This window comes from Chryseobacterium scophthalmum (assembly GCF_900143185.1).
Taxonomy (GTDB): Bacteria; Bacteroidota; Bacteroidia; order Flavobacteriales; family Weeksellaceae; genus Chryseobacterium; species Chryseobacterium scophthalmum.
The window spans coordinates 1,927,124-1,952,957 of record NZ_FSRQ01000001.1 but is presented as its reverse complement, the minus strand read 5'-3'; the positions used below and the strand labels follow the sequence as shown (position 1 = coordinate 1,952,957).

The 25,834-nt window shown below is 33.8% G+C and carries 26 protein-coding genes; 12 read left to right on the top strand and 14 right to left on the bottom strand.

The features are described from left to right. Nucleotides 1-44: 44 nt before the first annotated feature. The 5 genes from BUR17_RS08805 to BUR17_RS08785 form a co-directional block, all read right to left on the bottom strand. Nucleotides 45-524 carry a hypothetical protein gene (locus BUR17_RS08805; RefSeq protein WP_074229924.1) on the bottom strand — a complete coding sequence of 160 codons (480 nt, stop codon included), beginning with the start codon at nt 522-524 and terminating at the stop codon, nt 45-47. A 71-nt stretch (nt 525-595) separates the two neighbouring features. After that, on the bottom strand, nt 596-1,726 hold the full coding sequence (gene hppD / locus BUR17_RS08800) for a 4-hydroxyphenylpyruvate dioxygenase (RefSeq protein ID WP_074229923.1): 1,131 nt from the start codon (nt 1,724-1,726) through the stop codon (nt 596-598). A gap of 230 nt (nt 1,727-1,956) precedes the next feature. Further along, nucleotides 1,957-2,739: a hypothetical protein gene (locus tag BUR17_RS08795; RefSeq protein ID WP_074229922.1), complete on the bottom strand. Its 783-nt coding sequence runs from the start codon at nt 2,737-2,739 to the stop codon at nt 1,957-1,959. 117 nt (nt 2,740-2,856) lie between these two features. Continuing rightward, entirely contained in the window at nt 2,857-4,131 is a 1,275-nt protein-coding gene (locus BUR17_RS08790; protein ID WP_074229921.1) for an acetyl-CoA hydrolase/transferase family protein, read from the bottom strand. Between the two features lie 205 nt (nt 4,132-4,336). Further along, on the bottom strand, nt 4,337-5,524 hold the full coding sequence (locus tag BUR17_RS08785) for a homogentisate 1,2-dioxygenase (protein ID WP_074230268.1): 1,188 nt from the start codon (nt 5,522-5,524) through the stop codon (nt 4,337-4,339). Nucleotides 5,525-5,648: 124 nt separating this feature from the next. Between BUR17_RS08785 and BUR17_RS08780 the strand changes: the two genes are divergently transcribed. Then, nucleotides 5,649-7,721, top strand: a complete 2,073-nt coding sequence (locus tag BUR17_RS08780) for a TonB-dependent receptor plug domain-containing protein (protein ID WP_074229920.1) — start codon at nt 5,649-5,651, stop codon at nt 7,719-7,721. A 62-nt stretch (nt 7,722-7,783) separates the two neighbouring features. On the opposite strand, the gene BUR17_RS08775 is transcribed toward BUR17_RS08780, so the two are convergent. Next, entirely contained in the window at nt 7,784-8,218 is a 435-nt protein-coding gene (locus BUR17_RS08775) for a GNAT family N-acetyltransferase (protein ID WP_074229919.1), read from the bottom strand. Nucleotides 8,219-8,325: 107 nt separating this feature from the next. Between BUR17_RS08775 and BUR17_RS08770 the strand changes: the two genes are divergently transcribed. Next, complete coding sequence (locus BUR17_RS08770) at nt 8,326-9,390, top strand: NAD(P)H-dependent flavin oxidoreductase (RefSeq protein ID WP_074229918.1); 1,065 nt, start codon at nt 8,326-8,328, stop codon at nt 9,388-9,390. Between the two features lie 128 nt (nt 9,391-9,518). Beyond that, nucleotides 9,519-10,244 (top strand): hypothetical protein, encoded by a 726-nt coding sequence (locus tag BUR17_RS08765; protein WP_074229917.1) that lies wholly within the window; start codon nt 9,519-9,521, stop codon nt 10,242-10,244. Between the two features lie 91 nt (nt 10,245-10,335). Here BUR17_RS08765 and BUR17_RS08760 read toward each other — a convergent pair whose 3' ends face one another. From BUR17_RS08760 to BUR17_RS08745, 4 genes are read right to left on the bottom strand one after another with little or no spacing between them, the layout of a single operon-like run. After that, nucleotides 10,336-11,673, bottom strand: coding sequence for a UDP-N-acetylmuramate--L-alanine ligase (locus BUR17_RS08760; protein WP_074229916.1), 1,338 nt, complete (start codon nt 11,671-11,673; stop codon nt 10,336-10,338). A 9-nt stretch (nt 11,674-11,682) separates the two neighbouring features. Beyond that, a complete protein-coding gene (locus BUR17_RS08755) occupies nt 11,683-12,117 on the bottom strand; it encodes a hypothetical protein (protein WP_074229915.1) in 435 nt (144 codons plus the stop codon). Between the two features lie 6 nt (nt 12,118-12,123). Next, complete coding sequence (locus tag BUR17_RS08750; protein ID WP_074229914.1) at nt 12,124-12,930, bottom strand: lysophospholipid acyltransferase family protein; 807 nt, start codon at nt 12,928-12,930, stop codon at nt 12,124-12,126. A gap of 28 nt (nt 12,931-12,958) precedes the next feature. Next, the gene (locus tag BUR17_RS08745; RefSeq protein WP_074229913.1) at nt 12,959-13,585 is read right to left on the bottom strand and encodes an NUDIX hydrolase; all 627 of its coding nucleotides are present in this window, start codon (nt 13,583-13,585) and stop codon (nt 12,959-12,961) included. A 292-nt stretch (nt 13,586-13,877) separates the two neighbouring features. On the opposite strand from BUR17_RS08745, the gene BUR17_RS08740 reads away from it, so the two are divergent. The 6 genes from BUR17_RS08740 to BUR17_RS08715 all read left to right on the top strand — a co-directional run bounded on the left by BUR17_RS08740 (nt 13,878) and on the right by BUR17_RS08715 (nt 19,299). Continuing rightward, complete coding sequence (locus BUR17_RS08740) at nt 13,878-14,657, top strand: hypothetical protein (protein WP_228418645.1); 780 nt, start codon at nt 13,878-13,880, stop codon at nt 14,655-14,657. 171 nt (nt 14,658-14,828) lie between these two features. Continuing rightward, a complete protein-coding gene (locus BUR17_RS08735) occupies nt 14,829-15,233 on the top strand; it encodes a hypothetical protein (RefSeq protein ID WP_074229911.1) in 405 nt (134 codons plus the stop codon). A 49-nt stretch (nt 15,234-15,282) separates the two neighbouring features. Then, on the top strand, nt 15,283-15,975 hold the full coding sequence (locus BUR17_RS08730; protein WP_228418676.1) for a curli production assembly/transport protein CsgE: 693 nt from the start codon (nt 15,283-15,285) through the stop codon (nt 15,973-15,975). A gap of 11 nt (nt 15,976-15,986) precedes the next feature. Continuing rightward, complete coding sequence (locus BUR17_RS08725; protein ID WP_074229909.1) at nt 15,987-16,397, top strand: curli production assembly/transport component CsgF; 411 nt, start codon at nt 15,987-15,989, stop codon at nt 16,395-16,397. Nucleotides 16,398-16,439: 42 nt separating this feature from the next. Beyond that, a complete protein-coding gene (locus tag BUR17_RS08720; RefSeq protein WP_228418643.1) occupies nt 16,440-17,783 on the top strand; it encodes a CsgG/HfaB family protein in 1,344 nt (447 codons plus the stop codon). 10 nt (nt 17,784-17,793) lie between these two features. Beyond that, complete coding sequence (locus BUR17_RS08715; protein ID WP_074229907.1) at nt 17,794-19,299, top strand: carboxypeptidase-like regulatory domain-containing protein; 1,506 nt, start codon at nt 17,794-17,796, stop codon at nt 19,297-19,299. Nucleotides 19,300-19,547: 248 nt separating this feature from the next. On the opposite strand, the gene BUR17_RS08710 is transcribed toward BUR17_RS08715, so the two are convergent. From BUR17_RS08710 to BUR17_RS08695, 4 genes are all read right to left on the bottom strand, one after another. After that, on the bottom strand, nt 19,548-20,195 hold the full coding sequence (locus BUR17_RS08710; RefSeq protein ID WP_074229906.1) for a response regulator transcription factor: 648 nt from the start codon (nt 20,193-20,195) through the stop codon (nt 19,548-19,550). Between the two features lie 456 nt (nt 20,196-20,651). Next, the gene (locus BUR17_RS08705) at nt 20,652-22,211 is read right to left on the bottom strand and encodes an Rne/Rng family ribonuclease (RefSeq protein WP_074229905.1); all 1,560 of its coding nucleotides are present in this window, start codon (nt 22,209-22,211) and stop codon (nt 20,652-20,654) included. Between the two features lie 298 nt (nt 22,212-22,509). Beyond that, a complete protein-coding gene (locus tag BUR17_RS08700) occupies nt 22,510-22,800 on the bottom strand; it encodes an HU family DNA-binding protein (RefSeq protein ID WP_034674127.1) in 291 nt (96 codons plus the stop codon). A 140-nt stretch (nt 22,801-22,940) separates the two neighbouring features. Next, nucleotides 22,941-23,612, bottom strand: coding sequence for a response regulator transcription factor (locus BUR17_RS08695; protein ID WP_074229904.1), 672 nt, complete (start codon nt 23,610-23,612; stop codon nt 22,941-22,943). 179 nt (nt 23,613-23,791) lie between these two features. Between BUR17_RS08695 and tssO (BUR17_RS08690) the strand changes: the two genes are divergently transcribed. The 3 genes from tssO (BUR17_RS08690) to BUR17_RS08680 are packed head-to-tail and all read left to right on the top strand — an operon-like array spanning nt 23,792 to nt 25,813. Beyond that, nucleotides 23,792-24,322, top strand: a complete 531-nt coding sequence (gene tssO / locus BUR17_RS08690; RefSeq protein WP_074229903.1) for a type VI secretion system TssO — start codon at nt 23,792-23,794, stop codon at nt 24,320-24,322. Between the two features lie 23 nt (nt 24,323-24,345). Next, nucleotides 24,346-24,864, top strand: a complete 519-nt coding sequence (gene tssO, locus BUR17_RS08685; RefSeq protein WP_074229902.1) for a type VI secretion system TssO — start codon at nt 24,346-24,348, stop codon at nt 24,862-24,864. A 37-nt stretch (nt 24,865-24,901) separates the two neighbouring features. After that, nucleotides 24,902-25,813, top strand: coding sequence for a PKD domain-containing protein (locus BUR17_RS08680; RefSeq protein ID WP_074229901.1), 912 nt, complete (start codon nt 24,902-24,904; stop codon nt 25,811-25,813). Nucleotides 25,814-25,834 lie beyond the last annotated feature (21 nt).

Here is a 25,834-nt window from a genome sequence, read left to right as displayed (position 1 = left end):
ATTTTTGTAATTTAATTTAGATTAGAATAAAACCAATACTGATTTTACTTTTTAGCTTTAATCTTCGCTTTGGAAAAGGATTCTTCGTCAATCCATCTGTCTTTATTGTTGACGTCGATAAGGTATAAAATATTATCCTGTCTTGTCAGTAACAGTGTTTTGGTAACGGGAATCGGAACTTTTTTGTTTTCAAGCAAATCGGCTCTCAGTGAAATGATATTTTTTCTGCTTCTTACAATGTCGCCGGAAAAAACATTAGAAGTACTTTCACCAGTGGCTTTATCGTCAAATATTTCGACATACGTTGCTTTCTGACCTTTTATCACAATGAAATTTCTTTCTGTGTGATCGGGCAGGTCTTTTATCAAAACAAATTTTTTGTCATCAATATTTACATCGCTTAAATTTTGATTAATACCTTTTCTTTCCTCAAGTTTGGTGAGAATAGCATCTAAAGTTCCGTATTGTGCGTTTGCAAAAAAACTTGTTCCAATGAGGAGCAATCCGCTGAAAAATTTGATCATAATACTGTGTTTTATAAAAAAGTTTTGTCAAGATCTGCATCCTGACAAAACTCTGTATTTATTATTTTAGATTAAAGATTTCCTCTTTTTTCCTGCTCTCTTTCTAATGCTTCGAACAATGCTTTGAAGTTACCTGCACCAAAACTTTGTGCACCGTGTCTTTCAATGATTTCGAAGAATAGAGTAGGACGGTCTTCTACAGGTTTTGTGAAGATCTGAAGTAAGTAACCTTCTTCGTCATGGTCAATAAGAATTCCTAAATCCTGAAGTTTTTTAAGATCTTCGTCAATGTGACCAACTCTTTCAGGAACCATGTCGTAGTAAGCTTCCGGTGGAGCAGAAAGGAATTCTACACCACGTTTTTTCAACTCAGTTACGGTATGAATAATATCTTTTGTTGCAACAGCAATGTGCTGCACACCTTCACCTTCGTAGAAATCTAAATATTCTTCAACCTGAGATTTCTTTTTACCTTCCGCAGGCTCGTTAATCGGGAATTTTGCAAAACCGTTTCCGTTTGACATTACTTTAGACATCAAAGCAGAATATTCTGTGTTGATCTGCTTGTCGTCAAAAGAAAGGATGTTTACAAATCCCATTACTTTTTCGTACCATTCAACGGTAGGAATCATTCTGTCCCAGTCTACATTTCCTACACAGTGATCAACATATAATAGACCAGCTTCTTCAGGTTGGTAAGCACTTTCCCATTTTTCGTAACCAGGCATGAAAGGACCTGTATAATTTTTTCTTTCGATAAACATGTGAACAGTTTCTCCGTATGTGTAAATTCCGGACATTCTTACTTCACCGTGTTCGTCAGTTAATGTTGTAGGCTCTAAATATGGTTTTCCGCCTCTTTTAGTAGTTTCTTCAAAAGCTGCATACGCATCATCTACCCAAAGTGCCAAAATTTTAACACCATCACCGTGTTTTTTTACATGCTCATTAATTGGAGAATCAGACTTTAAACCTGTTGTAAGAATCAATCTGATTTTTCCTTGCTGTAGAACATAAGATGCACGATCTCTTACTCCTGTTTCAGGACCTGCATAAGCAACAGACTGAAATCCAAATGCTGTTTTATAGTAATGAGCCGCTTGCTTAGCGTTTCCTACATAAAATTCGATGTAATCTGTACCATTAATTGGTAAAAAATTCTCAGCTTGAGCAATTTTTTCGGCAAATGTAAGTGTTGACATATTTTCTATTTTTACTTTTATTTAATGGCTTGCAAATTACAAAATTCCTGTAAATAATTAAAAACAAAATCGTTATGCAACCGATTGTCTTATTTTTAACTAAAATTAAAGTTTGTTTAAGTATAGATAAGTTTATTGTTATTTTGTTATTTATTCTACATTTGTTAAAGATACAACATGCAGAAAATAAAATTATTTCAAACACAGAAAGCCGTAATTATTTACGGCTTTCATTTTTTATTATTTAATCTTCCTGCATCTGGGTTGTAATTATCCCATATTTTCCACACGTTATCTATTTTACGGATAAAATAAATTTGGGTGTTGAGCTGGTTCACAAAGTGCTCTTCTCCGGTTTCTCCAGCTTTGAAGAGGAGATTCCAGAACTCCTGAGTTTCAAGAATCTTTTTATCAGGATCGTCTGTTATAATATTTACATCAAATATTTCAAAATTTGAACGATTATTTTTGGTAACAAGTTCAAACTGTCTATCGCAAAGTTCTTTACTGAATGCTGAAGCTCTCTCAAGAAAAGGGGAATTGTCGAATACCCAATCCTTGAACAAGTCTAATTTTAAGGTAGGGAAATTTTTATATAATTCGAAAACTGCTGTACAGTATTGATACACAATGTCTACTGAAAAAACATCGCTGTTTACCTTTTCTTCAAGTACTTGGTGTTCTTTAATATCATGAATGTATGAGTTGAGGTCTTTAAAGCCTAAAAAAATACATATTTTATCAAGTGTTTTTAAAAAACGTAGATCATTGTGTGTTTTATCTTGATAATCGCTTTCAAAAAAACGCTGTAAAGTAATGTGCGAAATTGTATTTCCCAACTCAAACCGTTTATCGTTTTTGAGTTCTTCAGATGATGCTAATTCTTCTTTAATGATTTCTGAAAGAATGATATAATGACTCCTTTTCCATTCATTTACTGTTCCTAAAACTGAATCTTGAATTTTCGGATGTTTTGCAACTTTTTCTTTTATAGAATTGTAAATCGTCTTCATTTGTGTACTATTTATATATAACAAAAGTTTTTGGCAAAACGATTGCCAAAAACTTCATGGTTATTTTACTTAAATGTAAGAACTTTTTTAGTTTGAAAAGCTATATTTTTTATTTTTTTAATGTTTAAACCTCTCATAAGCTGCTCTTTCCAGCATTTCTCGGTCATCAGGATGTGCAATACTGATTAATTCCTGAGCTCTCTGGCGAAGATTTTTTCCATATAAATAAACGCTTCCGTATTCTGTTACGACCCAATGGATATGACCTCTTGTGGTTACAACACCCGCTCCTTGTTTTAGGAAAGGTACAATTCTGGAAATTCCTTTTTTTGTTCTTGAAGTGATGGCGATGATCGGTTTTCCGTCTTCGCTTAAAGCTGCACCTCTCATAAAATCCATTTGTCCACCGATTCCGCTGTATTGCATTGTTCCGATAGAATCGGCACAAACTTGTCCGGTGAGATCAATTTCAATAGCAGAATTAATGGCAACCATTTTTTTGTTTCTCATGATATTGATCGGAAAATTCACAGCACTTACATCATTGAATGCAAAAACAGTATTATCATCTACGTAATCGTACAATTTTTTAGTTCCGAAACAGAAACTTGTAATGGTTTTATTATTGTGATAACCTTTATATTTATTGTTGATAACGTCGTTTTTAATTAAATCAATCACTCCGTCGCTGAGCATTTCGGTATGAACACCAAGATCTTTGTGATTTCCTAAACATTTTAAAACGGCATCGGGAATAGTTCCAATTCCCATTTGAAGTGTAGATTTATCATCAATTAACTCAGCAACATTTTTACCCACCAACATTTCATCCGGACCTACTTTTGCTCCGTAATCAACGGTTGGAAGTTCTTCTTCGTGCCAAACCAGTTTATGAATTTTACTGATGTGAATCATTCCGTCGCCGTGCGTTCTCGGCATCAAAGGATTAACGATGGCGACAATTGTTTGAGCAGTATCGACTGCAGCTCTTGCAACATCCACAGAAGTTCCCAATGTACAAAAACCATGTTTGTCGGGCGGAGAAACTGTAATAAATGCTACATCAAGCGTTAAAATGTTTTTTCTGAAAAGAATCGGAATTTCACTTAAAAAAACAGGAACAAAATCTCCTCTGTCAGAATTTACGGCATCTCTTACCGGTGTGGAAACAAATAAAGAATTAACGAAAAACTTGTCTTTGTATTCAGGTTTTGCAACTTCTACATTTCCCTGTTGTGTAATGGAAACAATTTCTACATTATCAACACGGTGCGACTGTCTTGCTAATTCGTCAATTAAATGATTCGGAGTACATGCACTTCCATGAAAGAATACACGGTTTCCGCTTTTTACAGTATATACAGCTTCTTCTGCACTAATATAATTGTACATTTTTCTAAAATTTTATAGATATATTCTACGATTTTCTTTAATCCTTTAAAGATACTTCATATTGTTTTTATAACCCATAAATAAGAGAAAATATTTATCATGTTTTGGTGAAAGCTGGTTAAAAATAAAGGACTGAATGTATAAATTCAGTCCTCAATTTTTTTATAACAAGTTTAGAGCTAAAGGCTAATTGCCAAAAGCTGTATTATTCCTGTGAACGGTCTTCCAGACTGTGATCTTCGCTTTCCAGCCAAGAAGTTTTGTAAGACGGGTCTTCCACTTTCATCGCTTCTTCAGTAATTTTCAAAGGACGGAAAGGGTCTACCATCACTGCGTATTCTTCGGTGAATTTTTTACCGATACTTCTTTCCATTGCTCCAGGATGCGGTCCGTGAACAATTCCTCCCGGATGAAGGGTTAAATCCATTAAATCGATATGATTACGGCTCATAAAATCACCTTCTGTATAAAATAATACTTCGTCAGAATCGATATTCGAGTGATTGTAAGGTGCAGGAATTGCCATCGGATGATAATCATACATTCTTGCACAGAACGAACAAACTACAAAGTTGTGTGCCTCAAAAGTCTGGTGAACTGGTGGCGGTTGGTGGATTCTTCCTGTAATGGGTTCGAAGTTTTTGATATTAAATTTATAAGGATAAAAATAACCATCCCAACCTACAACATCGAATGGATGCGTTGCATAAATGAAATCAGTGATCTGGTTTTCTTTTTTTACCTTAATTAAAAATTCTCCTTTTTCATCTTTAGGTTCAACAAAAGTAGGAGCGATGATGTCTCTTTCACAGAACGGAGAATGCTCCAAAAGCTGTCCAAATTCGTTTCTGTATCTTTTTGGCGTGTAAATTGGTGAGTGACTTTCAACTACGAAAAATACCGTGTCGTCAGAATTTAATTCAACCTGATAAATCGTTCCTCTCGGGATAATTAGATAATCACCAAAAGAAAATTCAAGATTTCCTACAAAAGTTTTCAAAGTTCCGCTTCCGTTATGAACGTACAAAAGTTCATCACATTCAGCATTTTTGTAGAAATAATCCATTGATTTTCTCGGCTTCGCCAATCCCATTTTCAGATCATTGTTTACCAAAAGAAACTTTCGACTGTCCATAAAATCGTCTTCAGGAGTTACATTCATTCCTTTAAACATTCTTGGAGTTACGTTTTTGTCTACAGCAATTTTCGGAGCTACATCTTTTGGTTCGCCAATCGATTTGATTTGCGTAGGGCGATGAACGTGATACAGCAAAGAAGAAATTCCATGAAAACCTTCCGTTCCGAAAAGTTGCTCATAGTAAAATTTATCTTCAGGAGATTTGAAAACTGTATGCCTTTTTTGAGGGATATTTCCCGACTGATGGTATCTCATTTTTACTTTTATATCTAGAATTTCAAATTTAATATTTTTTAATGAATTGAAATTTAAAAACAATTTTTATTTAAGTTTTGTCGTTCTAAAAATAAATGTTAGTTTTGTCTAACAATTTTATTTCATGAAGCGAATATTATTTTCTGCAGTTTTTTTATCGTCATTTTGTTTCGCTCAGGAAACAGATAGTTTAGATTTAAATAAAACTCAAAAAACCGATTCTGTTAAGATTTCTGAGAAGAAAGAAATTAAAACAAAAGATATCGATGATGTTGTCATTACCGGAACGATAAAGCCAATCAGTAAGTCGAAAAGTCCGGTTGCGGTGGAGATTTACAGTCAGAAATTTTTCCAAAAAAATCCAACTCCGAATGTTTTTGAAGCGATTGCAATGGTAAATGGCGTAAAACCTCAGTTGAATTGTTCGGTTTGTAATACGGGAGATATTCACATCAACGGTTTGGAAGGACCTTATACCATGATTTTGATTGACGGAATGCCTATTGTGAGCTCACTTTCTACAGTCTATGGTTTGAGCGGAATTCCGAATAGTTTGATTGACAGAATTGAAGTTGTAAAAGGTCCGGCTTCGTCACTTTACGGTTCTGAAGCAATGGGTGGAGTCATCAATATTATCACAAAAAATGCTTTGACAGCTCCCAAATTGAGTGTTGATTTAATGACAACAAGCTGGGCAGAAAATAATGTCGATTTGTCTACGAAATTTAATGTATCTGAAAATATAGCTTCACTTTTAAGTTTAAATTATTTTAATTCAACCAAAAGATTCGACGAAAATAAAGACAATTTCACCGATGCAGCGTTACAAAACAGAATTTCAATTTTCAATAAATGGAATTTCAAAAGAAAAGAAAACCGACAAGCGAGTTTTGCGTTAAGGTATTTGTATGAAGACCGTTTTGGAGGAGAAATGCAGTGGAATAAGTCGTATCGTGGAAGCGATGAGGTTTATGGTGAAAGTATCTATACCAATCGGGTAGAAGCTTTTGGAGCTTATCAATGGCCGATGAAAGAAAATATTGTGACGCAGTTTTCTTACAATTTTCATGACCAGAATTCTTTTTACGGAACCAATCCTTTTGAAGCGACTCAAAAAGTAGCTTTCGCACAAACGTATTGGGATAAAAAACTAGGAAATCATGATTTGATTTTAGGAGTGACTTTCAAAAGAACTTTTTATGATGACAACACGCCCGGAACTTTATCAGGTGATGGATTGACAAATGAGCCGATGAAATCACCAATTTTAGGAGCTTTTATTCAGGACCAATGGGAAATAAATGATAAAAATACTTTGTTGTTAGGTTACCGATTTGATTACGATAAAATACATCATGCTGTACATTCACCGCGTTTTGCATGGAAGTTTTCCCCGAATCCTTATCATACTTTGCGTTTCAATTTCGGGACAGGTTTCAGAGTTGTCAATTTATTTACAGAAGACCATGCTGCTTTGACGGGTTCTCGAGATGTTGTGATTCAGTCTAATTTAAAACCCGAAAAATCGGTTAATGGAAACCTGAATTATGTCTGGAAAATTCCTGTTGGTGACAAGTTGATTAATTTGGATGCTTCAGCGTTTTATACTTATTTCAGCAATAAAATTGTCGGCGATTTTGATACGGATCCTGAGAAAATTATTTATGATAATCTTAATGGTTACGGAATTTCAAGAGGTGCTTCAATGAATGTGGATTATAGTTTTAATTTTCCTTTAAGTGTAAATATTGGGGTCACCTATTTGGATGTTTACCAAAAATTTGATGGTGAAACTGAAAAATCCCGACAACTTCATGCCCCAAAATGGAGTGGAACGTATAATCTGACGTATAAATTTCCGAGTAATTTGACGATAGATTTTACAGGACAATTTTACGGACCGATGCGATTGCCGGTTTTACCGAATGATTATCGACCTGAATATTCCCCGTTTTATAATCTTGCGAATATTCAGGTTTCGAAAAGTTTCAAATCCGGATTTGAAGTGTATTGCGGAATTAAAAACCTGTTCAATTTCACGCCAAAAGATCCTTTGATGCGACCATTTGACCCGTTTGATAAAAATGTTGACGACCCAATCTCTAATCCGAATCGTTATACTTTTGATACGACGTATGGATATGCTCCGATGCAGAAAATAAGAGGTTTTTTAGGGGTGAAATATATTTTGAAATAGTTTTAACAACGAAAGAGGCAAAAGAAGCAAGCGGAAAAAAGGTTTATCTAAACTTAAGATAATTACAGACTCATATGAATCAACGGATAATCTTTGCCCGAACCATCTTTTTCTGATCTTCCTGTTTTTCTGAATCCCATTTTTTCATAAAATCCTATTGCCTCCGGATTTTGCTCATTCACATCCACTTTTGTACAGCCTGTTTTATCATGCAAATGTTGATAAAGAATTTTTCCTAAACCTTTTCTACGAGCGTCATTATGTATAAAAAGCATTTCTAAAGTATCTTCTGAAACTGCACCAAATCCTTTTGGATTACTGTTTTCAGAAATAATGTAGACCTCAAGATGAGGAAAATACTGCTCAGGAATTGCTTTTTTGAAATATTGAAAATCACTTTCCAATAAAAAATCATGAGTAGCTTTTACGGCAGACTCCCAAATTTCAACTAGTTTCGGATAGTCGTCTGGAACTGCTATTCTAATTGTATAAGACATTTCTTATTTTTCGGTTAAATTTAAAAATTAATCAATGAAAACGAAAATCATGTTTTGAGAATGATAAGGAAAAAAATAATTGACTAATTTTAAGTAAAAGAAATCTTATGTTTTTCCCTGAAACCATCAGCAAAATTTTAAAAATAAAATATCCAATAGTGCAAGCTCCAATGTTTGGAGTAAGCACTCCGGAAATGACAGCAGCTGCAGCAAAAGCAGGATGTTTAGGTTCGTTAGCTTTGGCTGATCTTTCAGCCGAAAAATCTGTTGAATTGATCCGTAAAACTAAAAAACTGACCAATCAACCTTTTGCGGCTAATATTTTTGTTCATCACATTCCTGAAATAACAGATGAATTAAAACAACAATATTCTAAGACTAAAAAATATCTTGAAAATTTGGCTCAGAAAAATAATATGGAAATTAAGCTTCCTGAATTAGAAAGCTTGAAGATCAATTCTTATCATGAGCAAATTGATGCAATTGTTGAAGAGAAATGTAAGATCCTAAGCTTTACTTTTGGAAACCTTGACAATAAAAGTATTCAAAAATTAAAAGAAACCGGAACAATTTTGATCGGAACCTGTACTTCTGTAGAAGAAGCTTTGGAGTTGGAAAGATCGGGAATCGATATTATTTGCGTTCAGGGAATCGAAGCCGGAGGTCACAGAGGTAGTTTTGTTTCGGAAAATATTCCTCAAATCGGCGGATTTTCATTGTTGTCACAGGTGTATGATGCTGTAAAAGTTCCTCTGATCTATGCAGGTGGAATTTATAATGCAAAAACTTTGGCTGCTGCAAAAGAATTGGGTGCAGAAGGTTTTCAGATAGGAAGTCTTTTGCTGACTTCTCAGGAAAGTGCTTTACAGGATTTTGAAAAAGAAAGACTAAAGAATGTCAATGAAAAAGATATTGTATTGACGAAAAGTTTTTCAGGACGCTACGCAAGAGGGATTAAAAATAAATTTATTGAAACGATTGAAAATTCAGAGTATATTTTGCCGTATCCATATCAGAATAAACTGACCGGAGAAATGAGAAGAATTGCAAGAACGGTGAAGAATGATGAGTTTGTCAATCTTTGGGTTGGGCAATCAATTGTTAACTACAGCGAAATTTCAACTCAAAATATTTTAGAAAAATTAATTAGGGAATATTCAGAATCTATTTAATTTTAAGGTTCTCGCAGATTTAATTGATTTAGCAGATTTAATAAATGGAAAAACAGTTTTATTTGTGCAGTTAACGGGATAATATTTAAGCTATCTTTAAATTTATATCATAAAATCATACAATATAAATGAAATCACCATCACAAAATTTTGAAAAACCAATAAGAAAAAAATCAACTGCTAGAAAAATATTTAAAGTCATTGGATTTGGATTCTTAGTTTTAATTCTTGGTTTAGGCATTGCAGAATATGTTTACCGAAACGAAAAAGAAACACCGCTTTATAAAATTCAACAGTATTTAACGTACAGCAAAGAAGATTGGGCGAATTATGAAAACAATAAGCGGATGTTGGCAAGTTCTCCTGCGGAATCGAGTATAACCGATATTGCAAGTCCTGCTCCTGAAAGCCCGATTGATACATTGATGTGGGAAAATGCAATTAAAAATAAAGATTTTATTCCGGATGAGGTTTTGGCTGAAATTAAAAGGTACAAAGCTCGGGATTTTTCTAAATTGATCTTGGCAGAAAATAAACCGACAAGTGAAGAAGCTCAAAATGCCATTATTAGTCATTATAAAAATGAAGTAAGTCAACTTTTAGACGAATATAAAGCCCATATTCAAATCGGAACAGCTTATAATGCACCATTGCAATCAGGAGATGAATTGGTAAGAGTTACGGCAATGGTTTCGGCGTTTAATAAAGAACGTGGAAATTTGGGAAATATTCAGATGCCGCTCGATGTGATCTATGATTTTGTTCAATATAAAACTGAACCTAATGTTTGGTATGTATCAGATCTTAGCCAGAATATTCCTTATGATTATAAGCTTAATAAAGACCCTTGGTAAAGTTTTCATTAAAGTTAATATCAAAAAAATAGCTTTCAGAAGTACTGAAAGCTATTTTTTAGTGTGTAAATTAAGAGTTTATTCTTCTCAATTATTTATTTAGATCTAAACCTCCAAAATTTCCGGAACTCATCATCATATAAACACCTTGTGTTTTATCAAGCAAATCCCAATAGGCATGAAGTTCTTCAGCGTTGGTAAACACTTTCAGGTTTTCATTTTTAAATTTCTCTTTAATTAAATCTGGAGAAATTGGCTCCATTCTTTTTATTTTTAAAGCATCTTCAGAATAGAAAACAATGGCTTCATTCAATCCGTCCATTGCGTGGTCGTATTGCTCAAGAAAAATAGGATTTAAACTTGAATACGTGTGAAGTTCAAGGAAACCGTATTTTTTTTCGTTTTTAAACTGTTCACAAAACGCTTTTACAGCCGCTTTTACTTTGCTTGGAGCGTGTGCGAAATCTTTGTAAAGAATTCCTTTATCTTCTCTTTCTACTTTTTCCAGACGCTTTGAAGCTCCTTTAAAGCTCATAATAGCATCATAGAAATCTTCATCCATAATTCCCAAAGTATGGCAAATATGTCTTGCTCCTTCAAGATTTAATAAATTGTGTGCTCCAAAAACAGAAAGTGGAATATCACCCATTTCGGTTTTCAGAAGTACTTTTCCGTTGCTGATCTCGTATTCTGGGGTTTTATATGGAATTTTTCTGAAATAATTTTCAGCATTTTCTACCACTTTTACCACTTCTGCATCTTCTTCATTGTACACCAAAACTCCACCCGGAGTTATGCTTGCTACAAATCTTCTGAACTGCTCGATATAATCGTCAAATGTTTTGAAAACATTGATGTGATCCCAAGCAATTCCGCTCATTAAAGCGATATTCGGTTGATATAAAAGAAATTTTGAACGCAAATCGATAGGAGAGGAAAGGTATTCGTCACCTTCCAAAACCATAAAATCGTTGTTTTCGGTCAATTTTACCATACAGTCAAAACCTTCCAACTGAGCTCCCACCATATAATCTACATCTTTCTGATGGAAATTCAGAACATGAAGAATCATTGATGTGATGGTTGTTTTTCCGTGAGAACCAGCAATGACAACTCTGGTTTTAGTTTTTGATTGTTCGTAAAGAAACTCAGGATAAGAATATATTTTTAAACCTAATTCTTTTGCTTTTGCCAACTCAGGATTGTCTTGATGAGCGTGCATTCCGAGGATTACAGCATCAATATCAGACGTGATTTTTTCAGGAAACCAGCCCATTTCTTCGGGAAGAATCCCTTTTTTTTCTAATCTCGATTTGGAAGGTTCAAAAATAGCATCATCTGAACCTGTCACATGATATCCTTTATCTTTAAGTGCAATTGCAAGATTGTGCATTGCGCTTCCGCCAATAGCAATAAAATGAGTTCTCAACTTATTTCCTTAGTTTTTTACGTTATTGTTTATGAGTTTCTGAAATTCAGCGGTAATGTTTTCCCAATTGGTTTTGTAATTGGGCATAATCATGCTTCCGTCGTTTTTGCTTCCTTCATTTACACCTTTCTTAATGTTGATTGAAGTTGTCACATTATCATAAACTTTTTTATGATCTTCCTGAATTCTTCTGAAATTATTTTTTGAAAGTGTTTCTTCCAGATTTTTCAGATCTTCATTAGATACTTTGAAGCTTTTTTTTATTTTTTTACCCTGTCCTTCAAAAGAATAATGTACATCATTTCCTTTAATTAAAAGGTTCTCGTAAGTAGGAGCATAACCTCCGCTTTTAGAATAACTGATATCAAAATCCTGATAAACTTTCTGACTGTTACAAGAAAGTATGGTGATCATTATTAAAAATACACCTAAAATCTTCTTCATTGTTTTTTAGTTTTGAGAATTGCGCTGTTCAGATTTTTTAGCCTTAATTTCTTCATCATAGGTGTGTAGGATATTAAAATCTTCGGTCTGCTCAATGGCAGTCATTATTTTAAGAAGAATCTGCTGTGCATTTTCTTTGTCGTAATCAATATCCAAAGGTTTTTTAAACTCCATGGTTGGTTTTACTCCGGTTACTTTTACACGAAGTCCTTTTTTATCAAACGCTCTTCTGAATCCATTTATTTTAATAGGAATCACAATCGGGCGCTGGTTTTTTATCAGTTTTGCAGTACCTTTTCTTCCTTGTGCAAAAGCTGCAGTTGTACCTTGTGGAAAAGTTGCTACCCAACCGTTGTCGAGAGCTTTCATAATGTTATCAATCTCTCCAAGATCTACCATTCGGTTGACGTTTTTCCCTTCTGCTCTCCAGGTTCTTTTTACGGTAACTGCACCTGCAATTTTAAAAATTTTAGGAAGAATTCCTTTGTTCATGGTTTCTTCAGCAGCAACGTAATAAAAATCTACTCTTGGATTAAGAAGATAAATAGGATTTTTAATGGTATTTAAATATCCATTGTTTACTGCACAAAATGCGTGATACATTGCCGCAACATCAGCAAAATACGTTTGGTGGTTTGATACGAAAAGCACATTAGAATCCGGAAGATCTACCAAATTTTCGGTTCCGGTGATTTTAAGCTTATTGAAACCATTGAATCTTCTGTAAGAAACAATTCCCAGAATAAAAATGATTAATCTTTTTAAAAAATAAGGTGTTCCGAATGAATCGGTAAAAATGTTCTTCTTCGCCATTTTTCAATTAAACATAATAGTTGCAAAGTTACATTTTTTTAATCAACTGGCTGAATTCGCTTAAGATCATCGCTGTGGCTCCCCAAATAATATATCCGTTAAAATTGATTACCGGAACTTCATGACCTCCGGCTCCCGGAAGTGCCATGATTTCAGGACTGTCTGGTAAATTTAAAAATGAAGTAATAGGAAATTCTATCACTTCTACAGCTTCACTTTGCTGCAAAATAAATTCAGGATTTTTTTTGGTGTAAGAAATAAATGGATAAACATAAAAATTACTTGGCGGAATGTAAATAGGAGATAGCTCCCGTATAATTCTCACATAATGTTTTTCGATGCCTATTTCTTCAGACGTTTCACGAATTGCGGTTTGGGCAAAATCTTTATCAAGCTCCTCACGTTTTCCGCCTGGAAGAGAGATTTGTCCGCTGTGTCGGTCTCTTTCGTTTGTACTTCTTACAATCAGAGGAAAATGCCATTCATTGTCTTTTAGATATAAAACGATATTTACGGCTGCAAATTTCGGATTTTTTTCTAAAACCTGATCGTATGTAAATATAGGACGTGAAGGCGGCGAGAAAATTCCGTGTGCATTGGCGCCTGCCAATCCTGCATTTTTTATTTTTCGTAGTAAATCTTTTCCAAAACTCATACTTCAAATTTACTAATATATCTTGTAGAAAGGAAGTGTGAAAATGTTAATTAAAAATAATTTTAAGTTTAAAAACTCATAAGTAATAATATTGATTGTGTTGTGTAACTAATAGCCGTTATAAAGAAAAACTGAAAACAGTTACAATACAAACTGCATTCAGTGATTTTTAAAATTTACACTTTTGCAGTGTTTTTTCCGGCGTTTTGCGCTTCTATCTTTGTCTCATTATTAACCAACAAATTTTACTGAAATGAGAAATTTAATTACTGGTGTTTTAACACTAACAGCTATGGGGTTCACATTTGCTCAAATGAACATCGATGTTAGCACTCAAAATGGAAATTTAAACGCAGCAACTGTTACACAGACAGGAATGCTAAATTCAAACTCATTATTACAGGATGGAAATCGTAACGTTGCAACGATTGACCAAACCGGAATACAAAACTCTAATACAGTTGTGAGCGACGGTAACAGAAATAACGTTGATGTAGATCAAACTGGCTGGCTTAACGTTAATAATACCAATCAGGTAGGAAACAGAAATGATGCTTCAACTTTACAATGGGGAGGTTGGAATAGCGTAGATCAAGATCAATTAGGCAATAGAAATGATGCTTCTGCAACTCAATATGGAGCAAGTAACGCAATTATCCAGTTTCAGGATGGAAATGATAACTCAGCAACGGCTCTTCAAGTAGGTAATTCTAATGCAGCAGGACAATATCAAATGGGATCAGGAAATAGTGCTGTAGCTGCTCAAGGTGGAAACTCAAACTTAATTGTACAATGGCAGGATGGTGACGATAACGTTGCTGTCCATGGTCAGTTAGGTAATAGCAACCAAGCTTTTGTAGGTCAATTTGGAGATGATAACCAAGCTTATGCGGCTCAAATTGGTAATGGTAACTATTTAGAACAAGGCCAATTTGGTGATTCTAATACAGCTTTAGATATTCAGTTAGGTAATTCAAACCAAGCTTATATTTATCAATATGGAGATTCTCATCTTCACGTAGGAACTCAAATAGGAAACAATAATACATTAACGGTGACCCAATCTAATTAATTCTTAGGTTATTTTTTATTCAACCCAAAGAGAGGCTTCGGCTTCTCTTTTTTTGTTTAAAGATAATTCGTAGAAACGATGATGTGATGTAACGGAAAGTAGTGATTTTAATTTTGTAATGGTAAGGAGTGTTTCGTAAGGCTGTGTAATAGGGTACCTTTAAATAAAAAAATGAAAGCCTTAACCAAATTAATTTCATGTATTATCTTCTTCACATTTCTTTGGGGGAAGTCGCAACAAGTTGATTGGAATAAAATCAATAGCAATACAATTATAGATGTGATTTCTCTTCAGAGTATTCCACAAAGTAATTCATCATCTATTGTTGCACAAGTTGGAAACGGGAATAACACTGATCTTACTATCAGTTCTAAAACCAACATTATTATTCAGCAGCTAGGTGATCAGAATAGTATTTATTTTAATAATGCTTTTACCGAAAAGGAAACTAAAGCTGCCGTTACCGTACAAGGTTATAATAATATTGTTGATGTCACAGGAAGTAACAGCGTTTCAGATGGAATGCAGATTAATGTAAAAGCAGATAATAAGACGGTCTTTGTAAGAAATTATTAGATAAAATGCGATGAAAAGTTTTTATTCATTATTAGTTTTTTTATTTCTTATGCTCTTGCCCTCATCAATCTTTGGGCAAGAGGATAAGAGAATTATAGCAAAAATTGAAAATGAAACAATTGAAAAACAACTTAAAATAAAAGCGATTGTTACTAATAATACTCCTACTTACGTAGAGCTCAATTACCTTTTGGTAAGCATTAAAAAAGGAGAAAATGGAAATCTTTCCAACAACAAACAAAGTGGGAAATTCTCTATTAATCCGGGAGAAACAAAATCTTTATCCGAAATCAATGTAGGTTTAGAAAATAAAGATGCACTGAAAGCGTTTCTCTACATCCGAGACGAGCAAACCCAGAAACTCATATCTAAAGACAGTTTAGAAATTAATCAGAATTTTTTTAACAAAAAAATCAGCCAGGTCGAAAAAGAAGAAGCTTTTGAACTGAAAGGCCTTACAATTGACGACACAAAAACAAAAGTGGGAAGAGATTTTTATGATATGTTTTACATTCAGTACAGTCAAATTCCCGATAAAAACAGTTCAAGTATAAAAATTTCTGAACTTCCGGCAAGAGGAACCAGTGGACAAATAAACATTGAAATTGATGATAAGGTTATTTACAGCTTTATTACAAACCCAAGTGAAGACTATCTAACGGAGCAGCTTGCCTATACTTTAAGATACATCAAAGAATATAATATCAGGAAAAATCTTATAAAAAATGAATTTATCTACTAAAATGAATAGTCATGAAAAATTTAACCGTTGTAATGATACTTTTTGCCGGGACATTTCTCGCAAAATCTCAGCAACTGGTATATAAACCTATCAATCCCGCATTTGGTGGCGATACCTTTAATTATCAGTGGCTTTTGAGCTCAGCCAATGCTCAGAATCAGTTTGATGAAAAGTCTAATATAGATAATTTATTAAGTGGTTTAAACTCTCTAGACAGTTTTACACAAAGCCTGAATAGGCAAATCTTGAGTCAGCTTTCTAGCAAATTGTTTCAGGAACAGTTTGGTGATGGAGCTTTAAAACCAGGAAATTACATATTTGGTTCACTGTATTTGCAAGTGACTTCTACAGCTCAAGGACTATTAATAAATATTTTGGATACCGGTTCGGGAGATCAGTCAGAGATTGTCATTCCAAAATAAAAAAAACTAAAAACGATCATGAAAAGTTATATTAATGTCAAAATGTTATTCTGTATAATGGTTTTGTCTATTGTATTGGGATGCGGTTCTATGATTGGATTACCTTCTTCAAAAGAAAAATCAATGATTGGTGAAATCACACCTTATACTACAGAACTCAAAAACTTACCAGCTCCTAAAGAAAAAATTGTTATCGGAGTATATAAATTTCGGGATCAAACCGGGCAGTACAAACCTGCAGAAAACGGAAACAACTGGAGTACAGCAGTTCCGCAAGGTACCACCACAATTCTTATCAAAGCTTTGGAAGACAGCCATTGGTTTATTCCTATCGAAAGAGAAAATATTGCAAATCTTTTAAACGAAAGACAAATCATCCGTTCCACAAGACAGGAATATCTGAAAGACGCAGATAAAAATAACAGTCAGGGATTACCGCCATTATTGTACGCCGGAATTCTTTTGGAAGGTGGTGTCATTTCTTACGACAGCAATATTCTGACTGGTGGAGTAGGCGCAAGATATTTTGGGATTGGTGCTTCTTCACAATACCGACAAGACAGGATTACTATTTATCTGAGAGCGGTCTCTACTTTAAACGGAGAAATTTTAAAAACGGTTTATGTTTCCAAAACAATTCTTTCCACAAGCGTAAACGGAAGCTTCTTCAGATATGTTGATGCAGAAAGACTTTTGGAAGCTGAGGTTGGGATGACTCAAAATGAGCCCGTTCAATTGGCGGTAACGGATGCTATAGAAAAAGCGGTGAAATCTTTAATTGTAGAAGGTGTTCGTGATAAAATTTGGGGGAAAGCAGTTGATTCAAATGTGAAATACCAAAAACTTATTGATGAGTACAATGCCGAGCAAGCCAACAGCAACAAAAGATTAATAGGAAATAAATATCCTAATGACAACAGACAGAATTTTTCAATTTTCGGAAACGTTGAAACGCAGCAGGTAAAAGATGATTATGTAAATCCTGCAACCAATATTGGTGGGAAGATTGGAATCAAATATTTCCTCAATAAAAATTTCAATTTAGAAGGAAATGCCAATTATTTCAAGATTCAAAACGATAACATAATGTCTCGCTCATTTTTCGTTACAGAAATTAATCTTGAATATATAATCATTCCACAATACAAACTTTCGCCATACGTCTATGGTGGAGTTGCAACGATGTTTTCGCAGGATAAATCAAGATACAAAGCACAAGTTGGTGGCGGATTAGAATATTTGGTAAAACAAAATATTGGTTTAAGGCTTTCCTCGCAGTATGATATGGGATTCAGTGATGATTGGGAAAATCTCACAACAGGTAAAAGAAATGATCAGGCAATACGATTTGGTCTTGGAATCAATTTTTATATCGGAAAAAATTAAAAACTAGGTTATGAAAACTTTTATAAAAATATTCACCATTCTCATTCTGATTTTTTCTTTAGGATCATGCAGTGAAGAATTGGTAGAACAGGCACAAACAGGGAATCTTAAAGGGAAAGTTGTAAAACGTGGCACCAACGAGCCGATACAAAATGCAAAAATTTTTACAACTCCAAGTACACAAACTGTGTTTAGCGACAAAGATGGTTTGTTTGAAATAAAAGATCTACCAATCGGAAACTATTCGGTGAAATGTGAACTTTCGGGTTATGTAACCAATTTTCAGGCGGTCAATATTCAAAATCAAGGGCAATTGGTTACGATTGTTTTTGAGATGAATGATGATGATTCGTTAAATTCTCCACCGACAGCTCCTGTGTTGTTGAGTCCAATTGATAATGCGGTCAATCAACCTTTGACGGTAGAACTCAAATGGAATTCTACTGATCCCGATACAACGGATGTTTTGAAATATAGATTGATTGTAAAAAATAATCTCAATACAAATATTGTTGAGGTAAATGATCTAAAGGAAAAGCATTATACGTTAGATAATCTTCAGTTTGGAGTCAGTTATTTTTGGCAGGTTGGCGTTTCAGACGAAATTCATCCGGAAGTTTTGAGTGCTGTATTCAAATTTACAACGAATACTGTTCCTGCAAATCGGTATCATTATGTGCGTAAGCAAAGTGGAAATTTTGTAATCATGTCCAGCGATAATCTGGGAAGTAATTTTCAATACACAGCTTCTATGTACAACAGTTGGCGTCCGAGAAAAAATAATAATGCAGGATTAATCGCATTTTTAAGAACTGAAAGTGGCGGAACTCATATTTACACCGCAAATCCGGATGGTTCAAATCCATTTAAAGTGACGCAGATTCCGGTTTCCGGTTTTAATAATTATGAAATGGATTTTGCATGGAGCACGAATGGAAGCATGTTCATTTACTCCAGTTTTGATAAACTATATAAAATTAATAAAGACGGAAGCGGACAGGAACTTTTGTACACAACACCCGATGGAAGTCTGATTTCAGAATGTGACTGGAGCTATGATAACAGTAAAATTGCCCTGAAAACAAATAATTTTAACGGCTATAATGTGAAAATTTATATTATCGATATGCTCGGAAATGTTTTGAAGAATATTGTTAATAGTGGTTTAGGAGCAGCAGGAGGATTAAACTTTTCTGTTGACGGACAAAAATTGCTGTACACAAGAGATGTTTCAGGATATCAGGATTCTAATTACCGACAGCTCGATTCGCGAATTTTTATTTATAATTTAGTAACCGACACTATTATCGATATTTCTACGGAAAGTGATAAACCAGTTGGAACCAACGATCTTGACCCAAGATTTTCACCGAACGATGCTCAGATTATTCTGATGAATACTTCGAATGATAATATTTCACAGAAAAACGTCGTCGTTATAGATTTAAATAACACCAATACAGATTTTACCAGAACTACACTTTTCACCAATGCAGAAATGCCGGATTATGAATAATATTAAGACCAAAATATTTCTCACAGATTGTTTTAAAATTTGTGCGATTTAAACAATCTGTGAGAATTAAAAATAGAAAGCATAAAATTTAAAAAGACATATGATTTAAAATTTCTAAAACTTAAATAAGCTAATTTAAACATTCATATTTTTTTGTAAACTTTTGCCTCAATTTTTTCTAGGATTAATGGCAAAAAAGAATCTAAACCTTTCGAGTTTAGATTTTTTTGGTTTAAAACTTAGAATTTTTAGTGGATGATGTTATTCTCCAAAGCATATTTTACCACACCCACCGAGTTTCTTACATTGAGTTTTAAAAGAATTCGCTTTCTGTGAGTTTCTACCGTATTGATACTGATAAAAAGTTTTTCACTGATGTCTTTGCTGCTCAATCCGTCGCAGATTAGTTTCAAAATCTCCATTTCACGCTTTGTTAAAGGGTCTTTAATGTGAGAATTTTGTTTTTCCTGCTCGTGGCTGATGTAGTTAATCATCATTTCTTTCGCATAATCACAAATGTAGATTTCGTTTGAGATTAATGCCTGAATAGATTTTAAAAATTCATCATAAGAACTGTTTTTGTCGAGGTAACTTTTAATTCCTTTAGTAAAAAGTTTTCTAATTGATGTTACGTCAAAAGAGTGCCCGATTACAATAATCTTGATATTTTTATTTTCAGCAACAATATTTTCTATAGAAGAATACATTTCTGTACGTACTAAAATACCGGAGCTGATCATTAAAAATTCTGGAGGGTCATTCTTGATGTGTTTAGAAAGATTTTCGTACGAATTAAAAATTTCGATCGAACTAAAAATCTTGTTTTGAACAAGAATTTTTGATAAACCCTCCGCATACAACAGTGGCTCATCAAAGATGGTTAATTTAGGTTTCATCAGGGTAAGTTTTCAATACATAAATATAGTAAAAACCCCATTATTTTACACTAAATAATCCGTTTTTTTACGGGTTTTATTAATGTAATTGTTGTTTTTATATGAAAATGATAATTTGTAGTTATTTATATCATTGATTGTTGATTAATTGCGTTTTCATCATTTTTTTGAGAGTTTAAATGTGTGAATAATTCGGTGTTTACATGAATTTATTAAACTTTTGGAGAAAATTTATTTCACAAGTAGGGAATTGTACATTAGGATTGAAAAAAAGTTTTTTTCAAAAATTATCTCATGTGAGGCTTAAAATTTATATAATTTTTTAAAAAGCTGTAAAATCAATGAAAATAATGTGATTTTTAAATGAAAAAAAACCTCGGTTAATGTATGAAAAAGTAAGCTATGATAAAATTTAAATAAAAAAGCCTCCAAAATATGGAGGCTGTAGAATGTTTTTTAATTAGAATATCCGCTCAATTCTTCCTTATTAGAATTGTAGATTTTGTATTCTAAATACTTAAAAGAATCCCTGGGAATAATGGTGACCCATTTTTTGTACTTCAAAAACCATTTCATCTGGATGCTTTTAAGACCTTTAGTAAGGTAAGCTTCTACGAAAGGGTGTACATGCAGGAAAAGTTTTCCTTTTTCTTTCTGCATAATGGTTCTGATGGTGTCTCCCATTTTCTCAACAATTACGATCGGAGCTACTATTTCTCCGTCTTTGTTGGGATTTTCTTCTTTAATGTCGATTTGTTTTTCCGGACGGTTTCTTTGTCTTGTGATTTGTATCAATCCAAACTTACTTGGAGGTAAAATCTTGTGACGGGCCTTGTCGCGGCTCATTTCTGTTTTAAAATGCTCATACAAATCTCTTCTATGATCGGGGTTGGTCATGTCGATAAAATCTACAACGATGATGCCTCCCATATCGCGAAGACGCAATTGTCTTGCTATTTCTGTGGCTGCCATTTTGTTCACATTCAATGCGTGTTCTTTATTGGCAGTATTTCCGGTGGTAATATTATTTCCGGAATTGACGTCGATTACGTGCAACGCTTCTGTGTGTTCTATCACCAGATAAGCGCCTTTTGAACTTGGAATATTTACGTGTTTTCCGAAGCTTTGTTTTAGCTGCTTTTCAACGTTATAATATTCGAGAAGAGGAATGTGGGAGTCGTAGAACTGAACGATATTTTTTCGTTCCGGAGCTATTACTTCCAGATAATTTTTCATTTCGTCTACCATTTGCTCGTCATCGCAAAAGACATTTACAAAATCCTGGTTAAAGTTATCTCTCAAAATAGACGATGCTTTATCATCTTCGCTCAAGACTTTAGAAGGTACTTTGTTTTTCTGAATATTCTTAAAAGTATTCTCCCATTTCTGAATCAGTTGATTCATATCATTATGGAGATCGGCTACTTTCTTTCCTTCTGCTACTGTTCTGATGATGACGCCAAAACCTTCTGGTTTTATACTGTCGATCAGGGTGCGAAGTCTTACTTTTTCTTCAGAACTGCTGATTTTTTTTGAGATTGAAACTTTATTGTCGAAAGGTATCAAAACCAAAAAACGTCCTGTTAAAGAAATTTGGGTAGAAATTCGTGGTCCTTTTGTGGAGATAGGCTCCTTGGTAATTTGTAATAAAACGATATCATCTTTGGCGATGATCTTATCTACAGTCCCGTTTTTGTCGATTTCAGGCTGAATTTCAAAATTCTTTAAACCTGATGAAGTCTGTTTTTTAGAAACCGAATCTTTTAAAAATTTTCGGTACGTAAGGTATTGCGGTCCCAAATCCTGGTAATGCAAGAATGCATCTTTATCATAGCCGATATTTACAAAAGCGGCATTAAGATTGGGTGCAAGTTTTTTTACTTTTCCTATAAACAGATCTCCTACTACAAAATCATTTTTGTCTTCTTCCTCATGAAGTTCACATAGTCTTCCATCCTCCAGCAAAGCAATCTTTGTAAGATCATCTTCATGCGAAACTATTAGTTCTTTCTTCATTTTTAAAATTAAAGATAAAAAGATTGGTGATGAAATTTGAGGTTAATGATTGCTCATTGTTCTCAATTCCTTACTGTTTTACATAACAAAATATAGTCGGTGAATATTAAAAAATTAAAAACACCAACTATATTATTATACTAAAAATCCCGAAGGAGATTATTTTTTCTTATGTCTGTTCGCTCTTCTTCTTTTCTTTCTTTTGTGTGTTGCAACCTTGTGTCTTTTTCTTTTCTTTCCGCTTGGCATAATGTTAAATTTTTTTTAAGTAACTAGTTAATATTAATTATTTCTCTCTTTATTTTACTGCAACCTTAGTTTTCACTTTCTCCACAAAAGATTTTGATGGCTTGAAAGCAGGAATATTATGTGCAGGAATTTCTATTGCAGTGTTCTTAGAGATGTTTCTTCCCGTTTTTGCTGCTCTTGTTTTCACGATGAAAGATCCAAAACCTCTTAAGTAAACATTGTCTCCATTGTACATAGAAGTTCTGATCTCCTGCATAAAAGCTTCTACAACTTTCTGTGTTTCATTCTTTTCGGTCCCCAATTTATTTGAGATGGTGTTTACCAATTCTGCCTTTGTCATTTCCTTTGTAAATTTTAAATTTTAGGTGTGCAAATTTAGTCAAAAAAATTGAATATTAACAATTTCAAACGAAAAATGTTTCACATAAACTACTGAGAATTCTGTGTTTAGTATAGTGTATTGCTAAAAGAAGGAGTTTTTTACATGCTGGAATTGTAATATCCGTTTTCTACACAGAAGCGAATGAGGTGCAGTTTGGTTTTTAAACCGAGCTTTTCTGTAAGTCTGTTGATGTACGTATCGATGGTACGTGTGCTCAGATTGAGCTTTTCGCCAATCTCTTTATTGCTGAAGCCTTCATAGCAAAATTTCATCAGTTGAATTTCTGTTGATGAAAGTTCTTCCTGGCTTTTTTTCTGACGGTTCATATATTCCTGAACCGCCAAAGGCTGTTGTTTCCAGTTTTCGGAATAAGCTTGATAATCAAAATCTTGAGAGGTAATTTGTCCTTTGATAATGTCTTTTATAATATTGCTGTTTTTTTGGCAGTAATAGATATTTGGAACCTTCTCTAAAATCTCTGCCATGTCTTCCTGATACGTTCCGGAATAGGTGATAATCGGTGTTTCACTATTGTTTTTTCGGATAAATTTTATGGCTTCAATACCGCTGAGAACAGGCATAAAGAGCTCTATGATAAAGACATCTTCCTGTTTCCTGTAGATTCGGTTAATCAGCTCATGACCGTTGTTGCAGTCATTAAGCAGCACATTAAATGGGTTTTCCAGAAGCGTTTTGATCATTATTTTTTTAAAATAAAAATCGCTGTCCGCAATAGAAAATCTTACCGTATTGGTCAGTAACTTACTCATTTTATTTTCGTGATTTGGTATGGCAAAATAAAATTCTGCTGACTAAAATAAGAAAATCTTTCGGATCTGAAAATTAAACTTTACATTAAAAAATTGTAAATAGTATTGTATGCATTGAATTTAATTTTGTGCATAAATATTTTTTTTCCTATTTTCACAATCCAAACCAAATCACAAACATGTCTACGAGTAGAGAAAAAAAATTAAACAAATCTGATGTAAGATTAGGTATATGGAAGTTTATACTTTCATTCGTTATATTATCTGCAATCTCATTTACCAGTGTATTCTTCTTTTTTAAGAGTTACGACAGGCAGCTTGCCGGTGTTGATGAAGAAGTACGTGCATACCGAGACCTTTTGGCTAAAGATAACCTTCTTCGTATTCATGTTGACAGTATTTACGCAAGAATGGAGCTGTTGGATTCTGACAAAGCTTATAACGATAACTATTTACGTACTTACATTCTCGACAACGTTCGCGAAGCTCAACAGCTTATGGCAGCCGACAGTGCTCATAATTTAAAACATTACGCAGTTTTAATGCAGAAAATTAAGCCAATGCTTAATCTTAAAAGCCAAATCCTCAATGTCTCTTTTAAACAACAGATTGCGATTCGTAATGTTCAGGAATGTCAGGGGAAATCTAATCAGATTAACAGCAAGATGAAAATAGATCCTACCAGAAATTTTACAGGACGAAGAAGATAATTATATTTTAAAGTTTAGAAATTATGCAGGGACAAGTTACATTATCAAAAAAAGAAAAACATTATCAGTTTTTTTACCTCATATTAATGCTTATCGTGGCGCTTTTCTTTCTGGGAGTTATTTTTCTAAAAGATTTTGCATCACCGTTTTCTGAGGCAGATACCAATTCGTTACAGATTTTGGATCAGAAAGTAAAGTTTGATCAGCAGCAAAAAATTGGTTTAAAATTAATAGATACCGCTTCGGCGAGAGTTAACAGATTGTCTGTAGAAATTCAGCAACCTGTAGAAAGAAATGATGCTGAATATGCAGTGCAGGATTTAGCCAATACGTTTCAGAATGTCACTGTCAACGATTCCCGAAAAATGGCTTTTCCACAAATAGGAAAATTCTTTAAAATGAACATGGTAGACAAAGAAAGAATCATGAAAATGAATGAAACGACGAAAACATTCGAAAAACAGTTTGAAGACTGTCAATTAGGATACAAAGAGAAAAGCCAGACTCTGAGAGATCGGAATAATGCTTTAAACCCAAGATAACACCAAAAATATACAAAACACATCACAAAAACTTACTATGAATTATTTTCAAAAGAACAGGAAAAACATCATTATTGGTGTAATTGCCACATTGCTTATTGCCGCACTCGTCGCATTGTGGCTGCAAAAAAAGGTCATTCATTCGGAGAGTGATATTGAAGGAGTAGTTTTCCCGTCTTCGCTTTTTACAGGAGATACTTTAAGATTTCAGGATAAAACACCGTTTGCAAAATTCAAAAAATGGGATTTTGGAGATGGGCAAACTTCAGACAAAGACAAAGGAATTCATTTTTACAGTAAGCCGGGTTATTACAACGTGACCTTGATTATTGATAATAAATATTCTAAATCTTTCCCGATTATGGTTTCCCCAAGAGGAATTCCAAAACCTAAAGACAGCACAGCCGGAGTAACGAAGATTGATGCCCAAACTCAGGCAATGCAGTATGAAAACATACAATTCCGTGCGCTTTCAGATGCTACACAGTTTACCTGGAGATTTGGAGAAACCGGAAAAATTGATGCTAAAGACAAACTGGCTATTTACGCGTTTCAAAAACCTGGAGATTATACGGTTACATTGTATACCGAAAAAGATTTGGAACCCGTTGAACATCGTATAAAAATCTTACCTGCGTACAATTCTATGCAGGATGAAGAGCCTACTTTAGACGAACTGTATGCGAAAAAAGATAATGATTTTAAATATCACTTGCAGCAGATTGCCAATGGTAACAGCTTCAATATGCATTACAATTATCTTTTGAAAACCTATTTGTGTAATAACGAGAATGCAATTGTAAAAGTTAGCGACAGCAAAGTCAATAATTTTTATCTGTATTGTGCAGGTCTTCAGTTTGATAAAAATACAGTGATACAAACTGTAAAATTGAATTTTGATGATGGTATGACTTGTGTAACCAAAGTTGACATCAACCAAAGCAAATAATAAATTGTTCGTTTATCGGGC

Coding starts and splice junctions, on each gene's coding strand:
- BUR17_RS08805 (WP_074229924.1), bottom strand. CDS start 524: ATGATCAAATTTTTCAGCGGATTGCTCCTCATTGGAACAAGTTTTTTT.
- hppD (WP_074229923.1), bottom strand. CDS start 1,726: ATGTCAACACTTACATTTGCCGAAAAAATTGCTCAAGCTGAGAATTTT.
- BUR17_RS08795 (WP_074229922.1), bottom strand. CDS start 2,739: ATGAAGACGATTTACAATTCTATAAAAGAAAAAGTTGCAAAACATCCG.
- BUR17_RS08790 (WP_074229921.1), bottom strand. CDS start 4,131: ATGTACAATTATATTAGTGCAGAAGAAGCTGTATATACTGTAAAAAGC.
- BUR17_RS08785 (WP_074230268.1), bottom strand. CDS start 5,524: ATGAGATACCATCAGTCGGGAAATATCCCTCAAAAAAGGCATACAGTT.
- BUR17_RS08780 (WP_074229920.1), top strand. CDS start 5,649: ATGAAGCGAATATTATTTTCTGCAGTTTTTTTATCGTCATTTTGTTTC.
- BUR17_RS08775 (WP_074229919.1), bottom strand. CDS start 8,218: ATGTCTTATACAATTAGAATAGCAGTTCCAGACGACTATCCGAAACTA.
- BUR17_RS08770 (WP_074229918.1), top strand. CDS start 8,326: ATGTTTTTCCCTGAAACCATCAGCAAAATTTTAAAAATAAAATATCCA.
- BUR17_RS08765 (WP_074229917.1), top strand. CDS start 9,519: ATGAAATCACCATCACAAAATTTTGAAAAACCAATAAGAAAAAAATCA.
- BUR17_RS08755 (WP_074229915.1), bottom strand. CDS start 12,117: ATGAAGAAGATTTTAGGTGTATTTTTAATAATGATCACCATACTTTCT.
- BUR17_RS08750 (WP_074229914.1), bottom strand. CDS start 12,930: ATGGCGAAGAAGAACATTTTTACCGATTCATTCGGAACACCTTATTTT.
- BUR17_RS08745 (WP_074229913.1), bottom strand. CDS start 13,585: ATGAGTTTTGGAAAAGATTTACTACGAAAAATAAAAAATGCAGGATTG.
- BUR17_RS08740 (WP_228418645.1), top strand. CDS start 13,878: ATGGGGTTCACATTTGCTCAAATGAACATCGATGTTAGCACTCAAAAT.
- BUR17_RS08735 (WP_074229911.1), top strand. CDS start 14,829: ATGAAAGCCTTAACCAAATTAATTTCATGTATTATCTTCTTCACATTT.
- BUR17_RS08730 (WP_228418676.1), top strand. CDS start 15,283: ATGCTCTTGCCCTCATCAATCTTTGGGCAAGAGGATAAGAGAATTATA.
- BUR17_RS08725 (WP_074229909.1), top strand. CDS start 15,987: ATGAAAAATTTAACCGTTGTAATGATACTTTTTGCCGGGACATTTCTC.
- BUR17_RS08720 (WP_228418643.1), top strand. CDS start 16,440: ATGTTATTCTGTATAATGGTTTTGTCTATTGTATTGGGATGCGGTTCT.
- BUR17_RS08715 (WP_074229907.1), top strand. CDS start 17,794: ATGAAAACTTTTATAAAAATATTCACCATTCTCATTCTGATTTTTTCT.
- BUR17_RS08710 (WP_074229906.1), bottom strand. CDS start 20,195: ATGAAACCTAAATTAACCATCTTTGATGAGCCACTGTTGTATGCGGAG.
- BUR17_RS08705 (WP_074229905.1), bottom strand. CDS start 22,211: ATGAAGAAAGAACTAATAGTTTCGCATGAAGATGATCTTACAAAGATT.
- BUR17_RS08700 (WP_034674127.1), bottom strand. CDS start 22,800: ATGACAAAGGCAGAATTGGTAAACACCATCTCAAATAAATTGGGGACC.
- BUR17_RS08695 (WP_074229904.1), bottom strand. CDS start 23,612: ATGAGTAAGTTACTGACCAATACGGTAAGATTTTCTATTGCGGACAGC.
- tssO (WP_074229903.1), top strand. CDS start 23,792: ATGTCTACGAGTAGAGAAAAAAAATTAAACAAATCTGATGTAAGATTA.
- tssO (WP_074229902.1), top strand. CDS start 24,346: ATGCAGGGACAAGTTACATTATCAAAAAAAGAAAAACATTATCAGTTT.
- BUR17_RS08680 (WP_074229901.1), top strand. CDS start 24,902: ATGAATTATTTTCAAAAGAACAGGAAAAACATCATTATTGGTGTAATT.